Origin of the sequence: Pontibacter liquoris (assembly GCF_022758235.1) — a bacterium.
GTDB classification, from domain to species: Bacteria; Bacteroidota; Bacteroidia; order Cytophagales; family Hymenobacteraceae; genus Pontibacter; species Pontibacter liquoris.
On record NZ_JALEBG010000002.1, the window covers coordinates 744002 to 764443 of the forward strand.

Sequence of the window (20442 nt, forward strand, 5' to 3'; positions counted from 1 at the left end):
TTCAAATAGCCATGTTGATAATTGAATGTCTTAAAGCAGGTGACTTGAAAATAAACCCTACTCTGAAACAGCTTGAAATAGCAGAAGGTCAGCTTATTTATCCCTTCGATAAAATCAAACCCAATGAATGGGGTTATATCTATGAAAAGTTTGTAGGTCAAACTCTAGAAAGTGAAGGCTTCAAAATTACTTACAACGGGTTTAACGGATATACAGACGGAGGCATAGATTTGATAGCTGAGAAGGGAAACACGGTTACCTTTATCCAGTGCAAGTATTCACAAACTAAGAAGCTTTCTAAAAGCCATATCAACAACATACTTTTTAAGGCTTCAAGAAAGCTATTTGAAGCCTACAAAGACAAGGAAAAACAACTTGCCTTCGCTTTGATAGTGCATTGCACGAAGAACAACTTCAGACGTGCTCCACTTAAAGAAGACCCAAACAAGCGTGAATACCCTTGGCTAAATTACTTTAAAAGCCAAAACGGTAAATATGAAAATCTAAGAGTGGGGTTTAGAGAAATAGCAATGCATACATAAGAACTTCACTCAGCTATAATTACCGTTCATGCTTAAGTAACCCCTGCCCAGCATAAAGCTGATAAAGCCATTCCATTAATTCTGACGTCCTCTCCTGCTCGTTTCCAAACCACCCTCCCACAGCCGTATACTACCACTTGCAGCAACCACGCTATTCTTTTTAAAGTAAGATACCGTTAGCGCCGGGTTAGCCGTTGTGAGAAGAAGAAATTGTACCTTTTTGGAGGTTGGCTGGCCGCGGCGGCTATCTTTGCCTTAGCGACTGCATCTGTTTACCCATGCCTAGCAGCAGCAAGCAGTGTTTATCAGTCGCATGTACGATTTTTGCCCTTGACGTTTTTTAGCACCTTTACACTATGTTAAAGCGAATTTTGTTTTTGAGTATCCTGCTTTGCGGGGTAAGTATAGTAAGCCGGGCCCAGGTATACCGCACGGCTGCGGGAGTGCGCCTCGACAGTGATGTTTTTGGCCTTACGCTACAGCAAAAACTGCATGAGCAGGGCACGCTCGAAGCGATCCTGGCGCTGAGTGCCCGCGAATACAGTGCCACGGCCCTTTACGAGTGGCACCGGCCCATACTGGGCAAGCGCTTTAATTACTACCTGGGTGCGGGCGGCCATGTGGGCAACCTGAAAGATAATGGTATGTTTACAGGGGTAGACGGCATCATCGGGGTAGAGTATAAGGTAAACGGGCTCCCCTTCCTGCTCTCGGCCGATGTGAAGCCAGCCGTGCATTTCCATCACGAAGATTGGACGGATTTCTCCACGGGCATCTCAGTGCGCTACGTTATCGTGAAAGAGAAAAAGAAGAAGAAAAGCCTCTGGCCTTTCGGCAAGCAACAGGACGAGGATAACAAGCGCGATCGTAAAAAAGGAAGCATCTTTGACCGCCTGAAGCAGGACAATGACTAAGGGCAGGTGCTTGGCGGAGCAGCAAAAAGAAAGAAGCCCGGTTGGGGCCGGGCTTCTATTGAAAAGCGAGCCGCGCTGGAGGCTGTGATTAAGTATGTTTTCATCTGAAAGGGAAGGCCTGCCTCCTGCTGCAGCGGGGGACTGCTGCAGGCATGAGCCCACCACATACCAGTACTAACGCCAGCGCAAAGTTAGTTGGTAACTAAGGTTTAGTGATTCGCTTTTCTGTTTAATTATAGAGATTTCCTTCTTTTATATGGCCCTGCGCTTGCTGCCTCAGCATGCGCAGAAGTTGGTGCTGCTGCAGGCCATTTTGTAACATGGGCAGCGGGCGGTTATGCTCTGTTATAAAGCGCCGGCAACCACATCGCTATGCCGGTATTTATACCAGAACCCTTCTTTTAAAAGCCAGCTGCTGCCGGGCAGCTCCAAGTAAAAGCTAAATATAGCGGGCCTGAAACCCGAATAAAAGGAAATCAGAGGGCGGATTGTAACATCGCAGAATAGCTGCTAAACGAATGTTTAAACAGAGGAATGGCGCTCTTTTGCTTGTTTCGGCCACTTTAGTTTTGGCAAAATACCCCCTGTTTGTAACATTGCCTAAATTACAACAAGGGTTGGTGGCCGAAATTTTAATGTGGAGATTTAGCGGGCAGTGGCCCAGACTATAGGGCAGCTATAGCCTGGGTCTGCTGTGCAGGGGCATTTAGGGGGCTTGCTAACTGGAGCATAGCCTGTGGCGTTGATTTTTTGTGTGCGTCAAAAATGTCTTTACACGCAAAGCAGAAGCCAATAAGTATGGCAATTAATAAGGCAATGATTTTCATGGTTTTATTCAGACTAATGGCGGATAGTGATGCTGGTCAGGTGTAGCCCTTATTTACGGTAGGCTACCACCTGTACTTCTGGCAACATGTTAGGGTAATTCTGGTAATGGTTTAGCTCTATTCTGGCGCTGATCGCTTTCATGTCATCAGCTGATTTTTTTACAGAGGCGCTAAAGCCAAAAAGCATTGCGAAAAGCAGAATGATAAGTTTCATAGTGGTACTGTTTAAGAGGTAGGTTTTGTATTCTGGTTATCAGGTTAGAAATGCGGCGCTACAATTTTTACTTCCGGAAGTAAATTAGGGTAGTTGCTATACTTGCTGAGTTCATGCTTCATGCTGATCTCTTTCAAGTCGCTGGCGGATCTTTTTACAGTGGCTCCGAAGCCGAGGATGATGACGATAAGAAGGATAATGAGTTTCATAGTTGTATGGCTTTAAGTGTTTTGGTTTTTTTCTGTTGTATCTTATAGATGGCGCCGCTTCTCTAAAGGTTGCTTTGCCCTGCTATAATTTTTTTTATTCCTGATTGGCTTATTACATTTAGCGTGCCACACTTGATAACTAACTGTAAATCAGGTGATTGTGTGTTGTTTCGGGCTTCTGCCGGTTGTTAAAAGTGTCCGCTGTCGAACACTTTATTGTTCGACAGCGAACACTTTTTCAGGAAAAAATTTTCTGTCATAAATCCTGTTTAAACATTGATGTGTTTAATTTAATAAGGCGGCTCCTCCGTTTAAAGTAGCCTGTTATGGGGGCTACCTGTTTCGCAATGCCCGGGCATAGCAAGGGCACCCTGCCGGCCAGCCTTGCTTAAGGCCAAAGCAAAGGGATAGCTGCACCGGCGCAGCCTGTTCCTGGGTAAGGTGCCTGATGAAAGTATGAACGTGCGGCCGATGCAGGCGCACGGCTAGAGGCGGCCCCAATTGCACTTATCAGGGTGTGTTTTACCAATCTGGTTTGCCTTTTCCAGACGTATCAGGCAACTGCCCGGCAGGCTAAATGCCCTGCATACTGGCAGAAAAACATACTTCTGTCCCTCATCTTTTAAGCAGGCAGGTAAGAGCCGAAACTTAAACTTAACCCACATTCCTGATGTTAAGTATAAAGAGCATATTTAAGCGTAAACGGATACATGAAGAAAGTAAAGGGAAAGTTGATTGCGTTGGGAGGTGGAGATGATGACGGCTTGATCAAACTTATTCGGTCAGAGATATGCCACCTGCATATGCGGATCGAAGTGATTACCACGGCTACAAAAGAGCCCGAAGAGTCGGGCGTGGCGTATAAAGAAGCATTTGAGGAGTTTGGTTTCTGTAACGTACATTTTTTGCACGTTGACGAGGACCATGCCGCCGATACGGAAGAAAATTTAGAGCGGATCAGCAAGGTAGATGTTATCTTTTTTACCGGAGGGGATCAGTTGCGGTTGGCCAAGTTCCTGGGAGGCACGCAGTTGCTGGAGATAATGCGCCGGCGCTTTGAGGAAGAAGAGATCATTATTTCCGGCACCAGTGCCGGGGCGGCCGTCATGTCCGACCGCATGATCTATAACGGTTATGGTCATTACTCTTTACTTAAGGGCGAGATGAAAACCACCAACGGGTTTGGCTTCGTTAAAAATGTATACATCGATACGCACTTTGCCGAACGCGGCCGTTTTGGCCGGCTGGCCCACGCGGTGGCCCACGATACAGAGTATGTGGGCATTGGGCTGAGCGAGGAAACAGGCATTATGATCAGCGAAGGAGACCAGGTGGAAGTGTTTGGCCCGGGTGTGGTAACCATCATCGATGCCAGCAAAATTGCGTATTCCAACACGCGCGAAGTGGATGAGAACGAGCCTATAGCTGTAGAAGGCCTGATGATGCACCTGTTAGTAAAAGGATATCGCTATTGCCTGAAAGAGCACTTGTTTCAGGCGGTGCCCCATGGGCAGCAGGTGGAACATTAAATAACGCTGTGGCCGGCAACGGGTATAAATTAAAAACCGTCCGTTATACTTCATGCTAAGTATAACGGACGGTTTTTTTATTGAAGGCAAGACTTCCTATTTCCTGTCCTCGCGCTGCAGTTCCATATTGATGGCGACGCCAGCCTTGGCTCCTTCCGAGGCTGCCACAATCACCATTTGCATATCGCGGGCAGCATCGCCGGCCACAAAAAGCCCTGGAATATTAGCCTGCTGCAGGCGCTTGGTCTTTATTACGCCCTTGTTGGTAAACTCGCAGCCCAGCTGGCTCCCCAGGTCGGACTGCTGTTTGGCGCCCATCGAAAAGAACATGGCCTGCTGCGCGCGCTTTTCGCCGTTGCTCAGCACAATATGCTGCAGCATCCCTTTATCCCCTTCCAGCCGCAGAATACGGTCGGTGCATACTTTTACTTCGTTCCGGGCGAGCAGTTCCAGGTCCAGGCGCTGCAGTTTCTTGGTGCCATCGGTAAAAAGGGTCACATCGTCGCTCCAGGTCCTCATGGCCAGCGCCTGGCCTATGCCATCTCTGTTGATGCCATACACGGCAATGGCTTTGTCGCGGCTCTCCCAGCCATCGCAGTAAGGGCAGTGGTGCACGCTCTTTCCATACAAAGGCTCCAGGCCATCCAGCTGCGGCAGGTTATCTTTCAGGCCGGTAGCCAGCAGCAGCTTGCGCGAATGGTAAACGGTGCCTTCGGCATCGTTTACCACAAACTGGCCTTTGCTGTAGGTGGCCGACGCTACCTCAATTGGTTTTATTTCCACGGCATACCGGATCAGCTCCTCGCGCGCCAGCTGGATGAACTCGCGCGGATTTATACCATCGCGGGACAGGAATCCATTCATACTTTCGGCCCATCGGTTGCGCGGCTTTCCCCCGTCAAACACCACTACCTTTCTTCTCGATCGGCCCAGGAGCATTGCCGCGTTCAAACCGGCCGGCCCGCCTCCTATAATTATCACATCGTACATACCTTGGTCTTTTATTGCGACTTATGATAACGTAAGGGCCATATTTTTGATAGGCAGCTACCCCATAAAGTTGCACAGAAGAGGAGCGGATATATAAAGTAGTTTTTAAAATAGATTGAAAATCAGTGCAATATCACCTGGCTCGTATTGCTGGCGCGGGCAAACCGTTCGAGGGCTTTGACCGCTCGCTGGGTATACTTAGAGGCTGGCCAGAGAGCACCAGCCAGGCCTTTTTATACTTGCAGGAGGTGCTTTCTGCATTTTTCGACCCATTCTAAAAAATATTTGAAAAAAGGATTCGCTGCCGCTAAATCTGGTATTTATATTTGATATATTTGTTTACATATATCATCACCCTACATTAAATTCAGTTGCGTTTATGAAAAGCAAAATTCTAGCCTTATTAGGTGGTACATTGATTTCCGGCATGGCCATGGCCGGGGGATATCAGGTTAACCTGGCGAGCCAACGGCAAATAGGTATGGGCCACACGGGCACCGGTCTGGAAACAGGCACCGCCAGTATTTTCTTTAACCCGGGCGCGATGAGCTACATCCGCCAGAATGGGGTAACGGTAGGAGCCAGTGGCATTATATCTAAAATAGCTTACCGCGCCCCGGAGCCGGGTACCAGTACTGCTGAGGCTGATAACCCGCTGGGCACGCCCTTTCAGGTATACGGCGCTTATAAAGTAGACGAGCTGTTAACAGTTGGCCTGGGAATATACACGCCTTATGGCAGCACCGTGAAGTGGGGAGATGAGTGGAGTGGCCGCTTTGGCCTGAACCAACTGGAACTGCAGGCGATCTACATTCAGCCCACAGTAAGCTACAAGGTTACAGACAAATTAGGGATAGGCATCGGGTTTATTTATGCCATAGGCGGTGTAAACCTGCAGCGCAGCATTCCGGTGCAGAACCAGGCCGGTGAATATGGCAAGGCCGAGCTGGACGGTGGCGCCAGTGGCATGGGCATGAACGTGGGCGTATTCTATAAACCGACCGACAAACTATCGGTGGGCCTGAACTACCGCTCTAAAGTAGACATGGAAGTGAAAGAGGGCGATGTGACCTTCACCAATATCCCCGGCTCGCTGAGCAGCCGCTTCCCCGAAGGAACAGAATTTGATGCCAGGCTGCCTTTGCCTGCTACCCTGAGCCTGGGCGTTGGCTTTATGCCAACAGAGGCGCTGACGCTGGCTTTAGACATCAGCCGTGTGGGCTGGAGCGCGTACGAAAACCTGCGCTTCGACTATTCTCAGAACGTGAACGGCTCACCGACTTCCGTTAACGCCCGCAACTACGAGGATACATACATTTACCGTATCGGTGCCGAGTATAAAGTAGGCGAAGCCCTGGCCCTGCGCGGTGGTGCTTACTATGATAACTCACCAGTGCAGAATGGTTACCTGACCCCCGAAACGCCGGATGCCGACTCCCGCGGACTTTCTGCCGGGGTAGGCTACCAGGTATCCGAAAACCTCAGCGTGGATGCCTCCTTCCTTTACATCAACAAAAAGGAAAGAACAGACGCCTCTGACAAGTCTGGCGGCATTGGCGGTACTTACAAGTCTATCGCCTACATTCCGGGCATTGGTTTGAACTATACATTTTAATTTCTCCCAACGTATATGAAAAAGTATATTTATAAAACCGGTATGCTGGCCCTTTTTGCCGGTGTGCTGCTTACAAGCTGCGACCCGGAGATTGACGCCCCGAGCGCTTCGGCCGGGCAGGCCGATTTTACCAAGTATGTAGCCGTGGGCAACTCCCTGACGGCAGGTTATGCCGATGGCGGCCTGTACCGCGAAGGACAGCTGAACTCATACCCGGCCATACTTGCCGGGCAGTTTAAGCTGGCCGGTGGCGGCGAGTTTACGCAGCCCCTGTTTACCGAAGAGCAAAGCAACGGCTCGGGCTACCTGAAGTTTACCGGATTTGATCAGGCAGGATCGCCTATTCTGGAGCCGGTAAAAGATAAGCTGGCCATTCGTGGGCTGGGTGCCGATACTAAAACGCCTTTGTATACCGAGTACCTCGACGAGGTGAACAACCTGGGCGTGCCTGGCATCAAGATGGTGGATGTTACTACGGCTGGTTACGGCCTGAACAACCCGCTTGGCTTTAACCCTTATTATGAGCGCCTGATCGGCAACGATCCGCTGCCAACCAGCGGGTTTATGCCTTACGTAAGCAAAGTGGCCGCAACTAATCCTACCTTCTTTACCATGTGGTTGGGCAACAACGATGTGCTGGGCTTTGCTACCTCTGGTGGCGTGGCGGCTATTTCTGATGCTGCCAAGTTCCAGACCAGCCTGGATGCGATGGTAGCTGCCCTTACAGCAAATGGCGCCAAAGGAGCGATCATCAACATTCCGGACGTGACGGGCATTCCTTTCTTTACCACTAAAGCCACAGCGGCTATCATGGCCAAGGCTACGGCTGCTAAAACGGCGCTTTTCATCACTACTGCCGACGGCACGGTGCGCCCGGCTACTGCCGCCGACTTTGTGCTACTTACCTCTACGGTAGGTACGCCGGAGACTGTGGGCACAGCTACCATTCCGCATGGTTTTAGCCCTTACAACCCGCTGGCGAATAGTGAAGTGCTGGACGAAGTGGAGGTAACGGCTGTAAAGGCGGCTACCACCAATTTCAACAACATGCTTTCTACTGCCGCACAGGCCAAGAGCCTTGTTTATGTGGATATGAATGCCTTCTTCAACTCTATCCAGATGAAGGAGGGCAAAGCCACCCTGAACCTAAATGCGATCAGCTATTCTCCGGCGTTCATTTCCGGCAACCTGTTCTCGCTGGATGGCGTGCACCTGACGCCCCGGGGCTATGCTATTGTAGCCAACGAAATTATCCGCAACATCAACAACAAGTATGGCGCCCACGTGCCTACTGCTGACGAAACGCAATACCGCGCCGTACTTTTTCCGTAAGTACTACCAAAGTTTAAAGTATAAAAAAAGCACCTCAGTTTGGGGTGCTTTTTTTATGAATGAAATATTTAAATCCGCAGCGTAGCCCCATCTTCGCTGCCGTAAGTTACGCTCGCGCTAAACTTGCGACAGTAAGGGGTTCAGAAGACCTCGCGGCGTCCTCGGACCCGCGAGTGTCTATTGCCGAAAGCCCTTACAGCGTAGCCAGCCAGACACTCGCAGGAGCTGCGCACGCTGCGAGGTCTTAGTGCGCTTCCAGCCAGTTCTCGCCAACGCCCAGGCCCACTTCCATCGGCACGCTCAGGGGCAGCGCATTAGTCATGAGCTCTACAATTTTCGGCGTCACAATCTCCACTTCCTCCCTGGGGGCATCAAACAGAAGTTCGTCATGCACCTGCAGGATCATGCGCGTCTGCAGCTTTTCTTGTTGCAGGTAATCGTGGATGTTGATCATCGCGATCTTGATAATGTCGGCGGCAGTGCCTTGTATAGGCGCGTTGATGGCGTTGCGTTCGGCAAAGCCCCGGATGGTCTGATTGCGGGAGTTGATGTCGCGCAGAAAGCGGCGGCGGCCCAGCAGCGTTTCCACATACTCCTGCTCGCGGGCTTTGTCGATAGCCGAATCCATATACTCCTTTACAGCAGGGAACTCGGCAAAGTAAGCTTCAATAATATCGGCGGCTTCGCGGCGCGGAATGTGCAGGCGCTCGGCCAGGCCAAAGGCCGAAATGCCATAGATGATGCCGAAGTTGATGGTCTTGGCCTTGCGGCGCATTTCGGCATCCACCTTGTCGAGCGGCACGTGAAACACTTTGCTGGCCGTGGAGGCGTGGATATCCAGCCCATTCTTAAAGGCCTCCTTCATAGTAGGGTCACCACTGAAATCGGCCATAATGCGCAGCTCTATCTGCGAGTAGTCGGCTGAGATGATCAGGTGCTTGCTATTGCGCGGCACAAACGCTTTGCGGATCTCGCGGCCCCGCTCCGTGCGCACAGGTATGTTCTGAAGGTTGGGGTTGGTGGAGCTGAGGCGGCCCGTGGCGGTTACGGCCTGGTTAAAGGACGTATGTACCCGGTTGTCGAGCGAGCATACCAGCTGCGGCAGCGCATCCACATAAGTGGATTTGAGCTTTGTCAGTTCGCGGTGCTCCAGTATGAGGCGCACGATCTCGTGCTCCCCCGATAGCTTCGAGAGGATTTCTTCGCCGGTGGCATACTGGCCGGTTTTAGTCTTTTTGATCTTGGCTTTGCCATGCAGCTCCAGCTTGTCGAACAATACCTCGCCGAGTTGCTTGGGCGAGCCGATGTTGAACTGCTCGCCGGCCAGCTCAAAAATGCGTCGCTCCAGCTTGATGACCTCGCTCTCCAGCTGCATGGAAATATCGGCCAGGGCATTGGAGTCGATGCTGATGCCTTCTTTCTCGATTGCAGCCAGCACCGGCACCAGCGGTGTTTCCACCTCCCCGAAAAGCCTGGTCTGGTGCTGCTCCTGCAAGAGCGGCTCAAAATACTGCTTCAGCTGCAAGGTAATATCGGCATCCTCACAGGCATAGTCTTTTATTTCCTCTGGTGTCAGGTCGGCCATGGTCTTCTGGCCTTTGCCTTTTGGTCCGATCAATGCGGTGATCGGCACAGGGCTGTAGTTGAGGTAGGTTTCGGCCAGCACATCCATGTTGTGGCGCATTTCGGGCTCCAGCAGGTAATGGGCCAGCATGGTGTCAAAGATCGGGCCCTGCACCTCCACCTCATAGTTCTTCATCACCAGCATATCATACTTAATGTTCTGCCCTATTTTGGCAATGGTCTGGCTTTCGAGCACCGGCTTAAACTCCGCTACAATGCGCATGGCTTCTTCGCGGTCGTTTGGCGGCACGGGCACGTAGTAGGCCTCACCGGGCCGGTAGCAGAACGACATGCCCACCAGGTGCGCCGTGATGGCATCTATACTTGTCGTCTCCGTATCGAAGGAGACCTCATCCTGCCGGAGCAGGTATTTGACCAGGCGCTGGCGCAACTCGGGCGTATTAATGAGGTAATAGCTGTGAATAGTGGAGTGGATGGTCTGCATGGTTGCAGGTGCTTCCTCCACGTCGGCAACTTCGGCAGTAGGGGCAGCAGCAAAGCTAAACAGAGAGGTTTGTTGATGGTCTGCGGCTTTGCCTTTGCGGGCCGGCGTTACTTTGGCGCTGGCAGCGGCTCCCGGGGTTTGGCCCAGTACGCGCTGCGCCAGCTGCCGGAATTCCAGTTCGGCAAACAGCTCGGTCAGTTGCTCGATGTTGGGACCATCGTAGTGCAGGTGTTCTTCATTAAAGGCAATGGGCACGGTGCAATGGATGGTAGCCAGCTCTTTGGACAGCATGCCCTGCTCGGCAAAGTTGATGATGTTCTCCTTTTGCTTGCCCTTCAGCTGGTCGGCGTTGGCGATCAGGTTCTCTACCGAGCCAAAGCGCTGAATGAGCGATTTGGCTGTTTTCTCACCAATGCCCGGAATGCCCGGAATGTTGTCCACGGCATCGCCCTGCAGGCCTAGTATATCAATTACCTGCTCTACGCGCTCGATCTCCCATTTCTCCAGCACTTTCTGCACATCCAGAATATCGATGGCATTGCCCATAAAAGCCGGTTTATACACAAAGACGTGCTCGGTTACCAGCTGGCAATAGTCCTTGTCGGGCGTCATCATGTATACATCAAAGCCTGCTTTTTCTGCCTGGCAGGCCATGGTGCCGATAATGTCGTCGGCCTCGTACCCATCCAGGATCAGCACCGGGATGTTAAAGGCTTCCACAATCTTTTTACAGTATGGAATGGCAATCGAGATATCTTCGGGCTGCGCCTGGCGGTTGGCTTTATACTCGGCAAAGTTATCGTGGCGGAACGTTTTGGCTGCCGAGTCGAAGGCGACGCCAATGTGGGTCGGCTGCTCTTTTTGCAGCACTTCTACCAGCGTGTTGGTAAAACCCAGGGCCGCGCCGGTGTTCATCCCTTTGGAGTTGATGCGCGGATTTTTGCTGAACGCAAAGTGGGCGCGGTATATCAGTGCTAGCGCATCTAGCAGAAACAGTTTCTTACGTGGTTCGCTCATGGGCTAAAGATAATCAATTTTGGGCATCCGTGGACAGTGCGGTGCCTGCCAAAATAGTGGGTATACCTGTGGCTTGTTATCCGGGCTTTTGATGAGGGGGTGTGCGGAACGGCTGCGCTGCCCTGCCTCATACTGTAGAACCTTTCCACAGCTTGTTATACCCGTAGCAGCCATCCTCGCAGTGCGTGATATTTGTAATATTCTGTTTACAAAGGATTTAGGTTGCCGGCGCGATTTCCGGCACAGTTATCTCATTAAGGACTCCTGAAACTGAATAAGAAGCACCATTCACTTAACTAGAAACATGAAAAAAGCACTTGTGTTTGCCTTTACCCTGGCAACCTTTTCCCTTAGCAACACCCAGGCGAATGCCCAATCGAATACAGCACCCTCTACGCAGCAGCCGCAAGCCGCGGCCGCGCAGCAGGAACAGCAGAAACAATTAATTAAGCAGGAGGAACTGCCAGAAGCCGTAAAGAAATCCCTGACAAGCGATGCCCTGAAAGACTGGCAGGTAAGTGAGGTCTACAAAGTAGCCCCCGACGCCGCAGCTGGCCAGGCAAAAGCAACCTATGAGGTATACTTTACCAATGCAGAACAGAAGCAGGCTATCGCCCGTTTTGATGAGGAAGGCAAAGTAATTAAGTAATAGCCTGTTACAAGATCTTTGGTATAAAAACAACCGCCACGCACCTCGGAACGGCAGATTCAGGGGAGAACGTACAAAAGCCTCCGCAGTGATGGCCGGCTGAATTTATACTTAAAAAGCAAGAAGCTCCCGCTGTCCGGGAGCTTTTTGCTTTTACGCCATACTTGCCAGGCATATTTTTGCGTTAGAAGCATAACAGAAGCCGTATGGTACTGCCAGGTTAAACAAAAAACAGGCCTGTACCGTTACAAGGGTGCTTAATGGAAAAGCCGGTAAAGCGCCAAGATTGTAAATTATGCTAAAAATCCTGCTGATTGATGATGACCCTGCTTTCTGCCTGATGCTAAAATCCTTTCTGAGGAGGCAGCAATACGAGGTAGAAACTGCCTATTCCGCTAACGACGGATTACGTCAGCTAAAAGCCACTAAATTTGACCTTATCCTCACCGACTTCCGCCTACCCGACAAAGACGGGCTGGAACTGCTGTCGCAGGTGCGGGTTTTATCTGATATCCCTGTTATTCTGATGACCCACTACGGGGACATCCGCACGGCGGTGAAAGCCATTAAAATGGGGGCTTTCGAGTACATTACCAAACCGATAAACCCCGACGAAACACTGCTGGTTATTCAGAACGCCCTGCGCCGCAAACCTGCCGTTGCAGCACAGGAAGAGCCTTTTGAGCCTGCCGAAGCGGATCTGCAGTTTGTGCAGGGCCAGAGCCCGCAGGCGCAACAGATTGAGGAAGTGATCTCGCTGGTGGCTCCTACCAGTATGTCGGTGATCATTGAAGGCGAAAGCGGAACGGGCAAAGAGTACGTGGCCCGTATGATTCACGAGCGCAGCAAGCGGCAGCACAAGCCCTTTGTAGCTATTGACTGTGGTGCGCTGTCGAAAGAACTGGCCGGAAGTGAGCTGTTTGGCTACGTGAAAGGCGCCTTTACCGGCGCTATGCAAGACAAACGCGGCCAGTTTGAGGCGGCCGATGGCGGCACGCTGTTCCTGGATGAAGTGGGCAACCTGCCTTACGAGATACAGGTAAAGCTGCTGCGTGCCCTACAGGAGCGGAAGGTAAAAAAGCTGGGCAGCACCATCGACCTGGATGTGGATGTGCGGGTGCTGGCGGCCACCAACGAAGACTTGGTGCAGGCTGTGTCGCGGGGAGATTTCCGGGAAGACCTGTACCATCGCCTGAACGAATTTAAAATAGGAGTGCCCTCGCTGCGGGAGCGCGGCCATGATGTGCTGTTGTTTGCCAATCATTTTCTGCGGCAGGCCAACAAAGAGCTGGAGCGCCAGACCATCGGTTTTGATGATGCCACCGCCCAGGCCCTGCAGGAGTATAACTGGCCCGGAAACCTGCGCGAGCTCAAGAACGTGGTGCGCCGGGCCGTGCTGGTAGCCAAAGCTTCCGAAATCACCTTGCAGGACCTGCCTCCTGAAATTGCGTTTGCCGATATTACAGCAGCGGCAGCGCCATCGCCTTCCTTTGGCATACAGGCGCCGCCATCGCCCGCTGTAGCCCCGCTCACCGACTTACGAAGTATGACGGAGCAGAACGAGAAAGAGCTGATCCTGCGGATGCTGGAGAAAGTACGGTATAACAAATCGAAAGCAGCACGCCTGCTCAACATCGACCGTAAAACGCTCTATAACAAGCTACGGCAGTATAACATCGAAGTATAAAAGCTACGCAATAACAGCGCGCGTACTCGCTTCGCGAAGTTCTTCTGTAGCTGCGGTTAACGCCTGCAGCACCTGGGTGGCCTGGTGGTTTACCGATGCTGTCAGTGCTTTTAACTGGTGCGTTGCCGGTCCCTTCTGGCGCAGGCCCTGCTCCAGCAGTTCCAGGTCCGGCGTTACGGTGTGGGCTTTCAGGTGCTTAAAAGCTGTCAGCATTTTGTGGGCTATACTGGCCACCGCCTCCCAGTCTTCTTTTTGCTGCGCTTCGGCCATTTGCTTCAAGTTCAGTTCCTGGTCTTCCAACATTACTTCCAGCACTGAAACCAGGGTTTCGGTATCGGCGCCGGTAAACTGCTTTATCTCCGCAAGGTTGTAAAGAGGCTGCCCGGTTGTTTCGGAAGGCTGCGCTTTGGGCGCGGCCGGTAACGGAAGAACCGGTTGGGGCAGAGCCTTACCCGTGGGCAGCAGCCTGGTTAAGGTGCTGTATAGTTCCTGCTCGGTATACGGTTTTAACAGGAAGGCCACAATGGGCGTGTTCTTGAAAAAGTTATTGTCGTTGCCCATGATGTTCGCCGTAAGCGCCATGATGGGCACATTGGGATCCATTTTCCGAATGGCCCGGGCCACTTTTTTGCCGCTCATACCGGGCAGTTGCATGTCAGTCAGCACCACATCAAATTTAAAGCGGCTAGCCTGCTGCAGCGCTTCCTGACCATCGTTTGCCAGTGCTACCTTCATGCCCCAGCGGCTCAGGATCAGCTCGCATAAGGTGCGGCTATAGGCATCGTCGTCTATTACCAGGGCGCGCATGCCACTGAAGGCCTTTTCATGTGGTACCGGCACCGTTGTGGCCACCTCTTTTGCAGGCACAAACGCAGCTTTCTGAAGCGGCAGCACCATGGTAAAGTTGGTGCCCTCGCCGCGGGTGCTGTGCACCGACAAGGTACCGCCCTGCATTTCCACCAGTTTTTTACTGATAGACAAGCCCAGGCCTGTGCCGCCATACTTGCGCATAATGGAATCGTCGGCCTGGTTAAACTCTCCGAACACATGCCCCAGCCGCTCCGGTGATATGCCAATGCCGGTATCGGTCACGCTGATAGCGGCTACTACGCGCGTACGGCGCTGTGCTTTCAGGTGGAAGTATACTTCAATGCGGCCTTCGTGCGTGAACTTGATGGCATTGTCGATGAGGTTGAACAAGATCTGCTTCAGTCGCAGCTCGTCACCGATCAGCTCGTTGGGGAATTTCTCATCTTTGAGGCACACAAACCGGAGGCCTTTGCTGGAGGCTTTCAGTGTAAAGGCCTGCTCTACCTCGGCCATCAGCTGCGATAAACGAAACGGGGCGTGGTTGATGCTGAGCTTGCCGGCTTCAATTTTAGAAAGGTCCAGTACATCGTTTACAATATGCAGCAGGTGCTGGCCCGCGCCGTGTACCGCCTGCAGGTGTTCTGACTGCTCGGGTTGCAGGTTAGTATGGCGCAGCACCTGCGTAAAGCCCAGAATAACGTTCAGGGGCGTGCGCATCTCGTGGCTCATGTTGGCTACAAAGGCCTCTTTGGCACGGGCAAGCTGCACGGCATCTTTCCGTGAGCTGATGAGCCGCGATCTGTAGTGGTTGTTACGGGTAATATCACGGAGAATAATCAGAATAAAGGCCACGCCACTGATAAGGCCCGCAATGCCGATACAAAAAAGGATGAGAGAAGTCTGTTTGGCCTCGCTGCGCGCCAGTTGCGAGCGCTCCCGGGCCCGCATCATCTCGTAATGCTCCAGGTTATACATCATGCTGCGGATCTGGTCCATCATCATTTTGTCTTCCTGCAGCAGGGTCAGTGCCTTGTTGGTTAGCTCTTTCTCATCCTGGTCGGCTTCCTGTTGAATCCTGTTCAGAATACGCCGGATGCGGGTAAGGTCAGCCACTTTGCCACCAGCCGCCCTGTTCGTGTCAATCTCGATCTCGCGGGTTACATTGAGCTGGGGCACCAGCACCTTGGGAGCCGGAGCCGGAGGCGCTTCCGGCTTCTCTTCTTTTTTGGAGAACAGCTTTCCGAGTATTCCTTTTTTAGGTTGCTCGCGAGTGACCTCCTTGGCTTCATCGGGCGCTGGTGGCACATCCGTGATCACCGTGGTGGTGGTGGTATTCTGGCGGATAGTAGTAGAGGCCGGCCGTGGCGTGGCGGCAAACGCGATCTGCCGCAGGGCCTTGTCCGAATAGTCGTTACGTTTCTGTTCTTTCTTCAGGGCCACATACTGCTTCAGACTATTTTTCTTTGTCTGCAGCAGGCTGGCCATCGAATCTACCTGGGCCAGTTCGGTGGGGCTGGCCGACATCATGATGCGCAGCGAATCGATCTGGCTGCGAATCGTATCGAGGTTGCTCAGGTAAGCGGTAAAGTGCTTTTCGTGCGTCGTAAGCGTATAGGCGCGGATAGAGCTTTCGGCCGAGGCCAGGCTGGCCAGCGTATGCTGCAGCTTCACAAGTTTTACGTTTGGTTGCGCCAGCACCTCTACCGAATTTACCAGCCGCGTAAAACTGCTGTAGGTCAGGTAAATGGCCAGCAGCACAATGGCAAAGCCGGTGCTGAATCCAAATATTACTTTTGCTTTTGTACTATCCTTAATAATGCCCATGCAGATCGGCCCTGTTTTGGCGAATGCTAATTTAACGTACTATAACGCCGGCGAAGTGTAAATGATTCTATTTTGCCCGCGCAGGTATAAAAAATAAAGAAAAACTGGCGGAAGAATGTCGTAACATTTCAAGCTTAAATTAATATATCCCTATACTTAGAAGTCTCGTTAAAGGAGGAAATAACATGCTGACTACTCGGTTTTTAGGTAGTGGCTTCTCTCCAAACTATGGCTAAGGCGCTGAAATGGATGCTCTTACTACCGCTGTGTATGGCGTGCCTGGCAGCGTATGGGCAGGATATAATTGTGAAAAAGGATGGTGCGCAGCTTGTGGCCAAAATCACCCGCGTGCAACCCGACTCGATCTACTACCACTATATCAGCGATGAGAGCGGGCCCGACCTGGCTGTAGCGCGGCAGGAAGTAGCCCAGGTGCAGTTTACGGGCCATGCCCCCCCGCTGCTGTTAACCGACGTAATGTATACCAACGAGCGCAGCAACCTGGCCGAGGCTGGGCAGATGCGCCTGCAGGCCAGGCAGGATGCACTGGCTTATTACAAGCCTCGCGGGGTGTTCTGGACCACCCTGGGAGCGACCGTGTTTAACCCCGTAGCCGGCCTGGTAACAGGAGCTGTGGTGTCGGTGGTGCCGCCGGTGGTAGCTGCTGCCGGTAACCCGGATAACGCCCTGCTGAAAGACCCTATTTACCGCGAAGCATACCGGAAGCAGGCCCGCAAGCGTAAGATCGGGCATGCCGCCGCAGGGTTTAGCGCAGGGGCAGCGGTGCTGAGCGCAGTATACCTGGCCCTTGCCCTGAGCCTGGCGGGCGGGTAAAGATTGTCCTTCCGGGAAGTATAAATCCGGCTAACTCCCCGCCTATACTTACTGTAAAGGAGGTTTATGCTTGTAAAATGGAACGGGTCAGCAGGCAAGAAGTATCTTTGCCTGCTGACCCGCTTAGAGGATTAATACCGGTTTTACCAGCTGCTGCTGGCGCCGCCCCCGCCAAAGGAGCCGCCGCCAAAGCCACCGAAACCGCCGCCTCCTCCACCAAAACCACCGCCGCCACCAAAGCCGCGGCCACCGCCCAGCATGCCGGGAATAAACAGCGGCCCGCCACCAAAGGTACGGGAGTAACCGCGCCGGCCACCACCACGGCCGCCACCTCGCCTCGAAAGAATAAATAAGATCAGGAAAACGATAAGTATGATAAAGAAGACGGAAGGACCACCATCTTCCTGGCCGTTTGCGGCCTGTGGATCGGCCTGGTATTCGCCGCTGGCCCGCTGGATGATCTCGGTGGTGGCTGCGTCCAAGCCCCGGTAGTATTGCCCCTGCTTAAAGGCCGGGCTGATGGTGTATTCGGTGATTTGTTTGGCGATGGCATCCGGAATAATGTGCTCCATGCCGTAACCGGTGCGAAGCGTAACCTTGCGCTCGTCTTTCGCCACAAGTATAAGCACGCCGTTGTCATTTTTCTTACCCCCAACGCCCCATTGTTCGCCTAAGCGGTCGGCGTAATCCGCTACGTCATAACCCCCGATGGAAGTGATGGTAACAACGGCGATCTGGGTGGAAGTGGTATCGTTGTAATTGACCAGCTTCTGCTCCAGGGCCTGTTCTTCGTCCGGGCTAAGCATTTTGGCCAGGTCGTTTACCAGGCGCGGCGGGTTAGGCCGCGGCGGGAAGTCGCTGTTTTGCCCAAAGCCAAGCAGGCTCAGCAGGCAGAAGTATAGTAAAAATAGGGAGTGCTTCATAAGTTTTAGTCTCCGAACGAGATATCGTCGCTCAGTTCATTGGAGTCGCCTTGGGCATTGTAAGGGAAATGATGCTTGAGCTGCTGGCCGGCCATCCGGATGCCTTGGGCCAGCCCCTCACCATAATTATTTTGCTTGAAGTGACGCACAGCTGCAGCCGTGATATCTTCCCAGAAATTATCCGGTACAATAGCGTTGATGCCAGCATCGCCCAATACGGCAAACTGGTGGTCGTCCAGCGCCAGGTAAAACAAAACGCCGTTGCGCAACTGGGTATGGTGCATGTTTAGCTCGCCAAAAATCTCGGTGGCACGGTCCAGCACATCTTGCGTGCAGTTGCTTTCGATGTGCACCCGTATCTCGCCGGAGGTATTGGATTCCGCTTCCCGGATCGCGTCGGTAATCTTTTGCTCGTCTTCGGGTGTGATGATGTCTTTGGGCATGGCGTTGGATGGTTAAATGGCTGAATGGTTAAATTGTTGATTCGCATATATTGAATAACAATTTAACCATCAAACAATTTAGCAATTTGCTAGAACTGTACCGACGGGGCTTTCTGCGAAGCAGCGTCGGCCTCAAAGTAGCCCTTCTTCTCAAAGCCTGTCCAGCCGGCAATAAAGTTGCGCGGGAAAGAGCGGATATAAGAGTTATAGTCCTGCACGGTTTCGTTGAACTTGCGCCGTTCCACGGCAATGCGGTTCTCGGTGCCTTCCAGCTGCGCCTGTAGCTCCAGGAAATTCTGGTTGGACTTCAGATCCGGGTAGCGTTCTACGGATACCAGCAACCGGCTCAGCGCACCGCTCAGTTCGCCTTGGGCGGCCTGGAATTTCTGCACGTTTTCCGGGGTCAGGTCGTTGGCATTAATGTTGACGCTGGTCGCTTTGGCTCGGGCATTGATCACATCGGTCAGGGTGCTTTTCTCGAAGTTAGCGGCTCCCTTTACGGTATTTACCAGGTTAGGAACCAGGTCGGCGCGGCGCTGGTAGGCATTCTGCACGTTGGCCCAGGCCGCCTCTACGGTTTCATCTTTCTGCACCATGGTGTTGTAGCCACACGAAGACTGCGACACAAGTATGACAAAGCCGATCAGGTAAAAAAATAATCTTTTCATAAGTTTTAACAGGTATAGTAAGTATACGTTCTTGTTGGCCCACAGGGCCCTATCAGTACGAATTTAAGAAAGCATCGTTATCCGCGGGCATTAAATATGATAAAATTATCATCTGATGCACGGCGCCGGCAGCTGGCAGTCGGTAACCGCTTAAGCCTAAAGTCTATACAGGGCGTTGGTTTTTTACCGGGATAATTGCCATACTTTAGGTTGTAGCTAAAAAATGATATATTGCTCCAAAAGAAACGTGTATGAAAGCAATTATACCTGTCGCAGGCATTGGTTCCAGGCTTCGTCCGCACACGCACACACAGCCTAAGTCGCTGGTGCCCGTGGCTGACAATACCATCCTGGGCCATATCATCGATAAGCTGCTGGAGGCGGGTATTGTGGATTTTGTTTTCATCATTGGCTACCTGGGTGAGAAGATAGAGCAGTATGTGCGGCACAAGTACCCGCAGCTGCACGCCGAGTTTGTGGTGCAGGAGCCCCGCGAAGGCCTGGGGCACGCGCTGTGGGTGGCCCGCCATACCTACGAGAACGAAGAAAGCGTGCTCATCATGCTGGGCGATGCCATTGTGGACGTGGACCTGAAAGCCATTATGCAGGCGCCGCACTCGGTGCTGGGCGTTAAAAAAGTGGCCAAGCCCTCGCTGTTCGGGGTAACGGAAGTAGGCAACGATGAGTTTATCGTTAAGTTGGTAGAGAAGCCCAAGATCCCGAAGTCGAATTTTGCGCTAGTAGGCTTGTACAAGATCGGCAACCCTCGCAAACTGATCGAATCGCTGGAGTACATCATCACCGAGGACATCCGCACCCAGAACGAATACCATTTGACCGACGCGCTGATGCACATGATCAAGACCGGCGAGAAAATGGCGACCTGGAGCGTGGACCACTGGTTTGACTGCGGCCGCAAAGAAACGCTGCTGGAGGCCAATGCCACGCTGCTGGCCCGGCAGAACTTCCGCAACCGCGACTATTCTACGCTGTGCCCGGGCTGTATTATCATTCCGCCAGTAAGTATAGGCGAGGGGTGCACCATTACCCATTCTATTATTGGCCCCAATGTAGCCATCGGCGACAATACCACCATCACCAACACCATTCTCAGCAACTCCATCATCGGTTCCTTCTCCGAGCTGCGCTACGCCGTCATGCAGGATTCCATCATCGGCAGCGACGCCTCTTTCAAAGGGTTCAGCCACAGCCTCAACATCGGCGACAGCACCGAGATCAATTTCGGACAGTAAGAGAGACGTTAGATATTAGACGCTGGATATTAAACTTGCTTTATACCTGGCTCATCGCAAGAGTCTAGCGTCTAATATCCAGTTTCTAGCATCT

The 20442-nt window shown here is 52.3% G+C and carries 19 protein-coding genes; 10 read left to right on the forward strand and 9 right to left on the reverse strand.

Annotation, left to right across the window (positions count from 1 at the left end):
- Window positions 1–11 precede the first annotated feature (11 nt).
- Together LWL52_RS16525 and LWL52_RS16530 are read left to right on the forward strand one after the other, a co-directional pair.
- The gene (locus LWL52_RS16525; protein ID WP_242921955.1) at window positions 12–542 is read left to right on the forward strand and encodes a restriction endonuclease; all 531 of its coding nucleotides are present in this window, start codon (window positions 12–14) and stop codon (window positions 540–542) included.
- 356 nt (window positions 543–898) lie between these two features.
- Window positions 899–1456: a hypothetical protein gene (locus tag LWL52_RS16530; protein WP_242921957.1), complete on the forward strand. Its 558-nt coding sequence runs from the start codon at window positions 899–901 to the stop codon at window positions 1454–1456.
- A 665-nt stretch (window positions 1457–2121) separates the two neighbouring features.
- On the opposite strand, the gene LWL52_RS16535 is transcribed toward LWL52_RS16530, so the two are convergent.
- From LWL52_RS16535 to LWL52_RS16545, 3 genes are read right to left on the reverse strand one after another with little or no spacing between them, the layout of a single operon-like run.
- Window positions 2122–2283, reverse strand: a complete 162-nt coding sequence (locus LWL52_RS16535; protein ID WP_242921959.1) for a hypothetical protein — start codon at window positions 2281–2283, stop codon at window positions 2122–2124.
- A 49-nt stretch (window positions 2284–2332) separates the two neighbouring features.
- The gene (locus tag LWL52_RS16540) at window positions 2333–2497 is read right to left on the reverse strand and encodes a hypothetical protein (RefSeq protein ID WP_242921961.1); all 165 of its coding nucleotides are present in this window, start codon (window positions 2495–2497) and stop codon (window positions 2333–2335) included.
- 44 nt (window positions 2498–2541) lie between these two features.
- Complete coding sequence (locus LWL52_RS16545; protein ID WP_242921963.1) at window positions 2542–2706, reverse strand: hypothetical protein; 165 nt, start codon at window positions 2704–2706, stop codon at window positions 2542–2544.
- A 710-nt stretch (window positions 2707–3416) separates the two neighbouring features.
- On the opposite strand from LWL52_RS16545, the gene LWL52_RS16550 reads away from it, so the two are divergent.
- The gene (locus LWL52_RS16550) at window positions 3417–4235 is read left to right on the forward strand and encodes a cyanophycinase (RefSeq protein ID WP_242921965.1); all 819 of its coding nucleotides are present in this window, start codon (window positions 3417–3419) and stop codon (window positions 4233–4235) included.
- 96 nt (window positions 4236–4331) lie between these two features.
- Here LWL52_RS16550 and LWL52_RS16555 read toward each other — a convergent pair whose 3' ends face one another.
- Window positions 4332–5225, reverse strand: coding sequence for an NAD(P)/FAD-dependent oxidoreductase (locus LWL52_RS16555; RefSeq protein ID WP_242921967.1), 894 nt, complete (start codon window positions 5223–5225; stop codon window positions 4332–4334).
- A 125-nt stretch (window positions 5226–5350) separates the two neighbouring features.
- Between LWL52_RS16555 and LWL52_RS16560 the strand changes: the two genes are divergently transcribed.
- The 3 genes from LWL52_RS16560 (at window position 5351) to LWL52_RS16570 (ending at window position 8172) form a co-directional block, all read left to right on the forward strand.
- Window positions 5351–5503, forward strand: a complete 153-nt coding sequence (locus LWL52_RS16560; RefSeq protein ID WP_242921969.1) for a hypothetical protein — start codon at window positions 5351–5353, stop codon at window positions 5501–5503.
- 101 nt (window positions 5504–5604) lie between these two features.
- The gene (locus tag LWL52_RS16565) at window positions 5605–6840 is read left to right on the forward strand and encodes an OmpP1/FadL family transporter (RefSeq protein ID WP_242921971.1); all 1236 of its coding nucleotides are present in this window, start codon (window positions 5605–5607) and stop codon (window positions 6838–6840) included.
- Between the two features lie 15 nt (window positions 6841–6855).
- Window positions 6856–8172 (forward strand): SGNH/GDSL hydrolase family protein, encoded by a 1317-nt coding sequence (locus LWL52_RS16570; RefSeq protein WP_242921973.1) that lies wholly within the window; start codon window positions 6856–6858, stop codon window positions 8170–8172.
- 244 nt (window positions 8173–8416) lie between these two features.
- Here LWL52_RS16570 and polA read toward each other — a convergent pair whose 3' ends face one another.
- Window positions 8417–11257, reverse strand: a complete 2841-nt coding sequence (polA, locus tag LWL52_RS16575) for a DNA polymerase I (RefSeq protein ID WP_242921975.1) — start codon at window positions 11255–11257, stop codon at window positions 8417–8419.
- A 304-nt stretch (window positions 11258–11561) separates the two neighbouring features.
- Between polA and LWL52_RS16580 the strand changes: the two genes are divergently transcribed.
- Window positions 11562–11906, forward strand: coding sequence for a hypothetical protein (locus LWL52_RS16580; protein WP_242921977.1), 345 nt, complete (start codon window positions 11562–11564; stop codon window positions 11904–11906).
- A gap of 295 nt (window positions 11907–12201) precedes the next feature.
- Entirely contained in the window at window positions 12202–13593 is a 1392-nt protein-coding gene (locus tag LWL52_RS16585) for a sigma-54-dependent transcriptional regulator (RefSeq protein ID WP_242921979.1), read from the forward strand.
- Window positions 13594–13596: 3 nt separating this feature from the next.
- Here the strand turns inward: LWL52_RS16585 and LWL52_RS16590 are convergent, their stop codons facing one another.
- Window positions 13597–16227: an ATP-binding protein gene (locus tag LWL52_RS16590; RefSeq protein WP_242921981.1), complete on the reverse strand. Its 2631-nt coding sequence runs from the start codon at window positions 16225–16227 to the stop codon at window positions 13597–13599.
- A gap of 228 nt (window positions 16228–16455) precedes the next feature.
- Here LWL52_RS16590 and LWL52_RS16595 point away from each other — a divergent pair, with 228 nt between their 5' ends.
- The gene (locus LWL52_RS16595) at window positions 16456–17061 is read left to right on the forward strand and encodes a hypothetical protein (protein WP_242921983.1); all 606 of its coding nucleotides are present in this window, start codon (window positions 16456–16458) and stop codon (window positions 17059–17061) included.
- Window positions 17062–17204: 143 nt separating this feature from the next.
- On the opposite strand, the gene LWL52_RS16600 is transcribed toward LWL52_RS16595, so the two are convergent.
- The 3 genes from LWL52_RS16600 to LWL52_RS16610 form a co-directional block, all read right to left on the reverse strand.
- On the reverse strand, window positions 17205–17984 hold the full coding sequence (locus LWL52_RS16600) for a TPM domain-containing protein (RefSeq protein WP_242921985.1): 780 nt from the start codon (window positions 17982–17984) through the stop codon (window positions 17205–17207).
- 5 nt (window positions 17985–17989) lie between these two features.
- Window positions 17990–18427, reverse strand: a complete 438-nt coding sequence (locus tag LWL52_RS16605; protein WP_242921987.1) for a TPM domain-containing protein — start codon at window positions 18425–18427, stop codon at window positions 17990–17992.
- Window positions 18428–18516: 89 nt separating this feature from the next.
- Window positions 18517–19095 carry a LemA family protein gene (locus tag LWL52_RS16610; RefSeq protein WP_242921990.1) on the reverse strand — a complete coding sequence of 193 codons (579 nt, stop codon included), beginning with the start codon at window positions 19093–19095 and terminating at the stop codon, window positions 18517–18519.
- A gap of 251 nt (window positions 19096–19346) precedes the next feature.
- On the opposite strand from LWL52_RS16610, the gene LWL52_RS16615 reads away from it, so the two are divergent.
- Window positions 19347–20348: a sugar phosphate nucleotidyltransferase gene (locus LWL52_RS16615; protein ID WP_242921992.1), complete on the forward strand. Its 1002-nt coding sequence runs from the start codon at window positions 19347–19349 to the stop codon at window positions 20346–20348.
- Window positions 20349–20442: the final 94 nt, after the last annotated feature.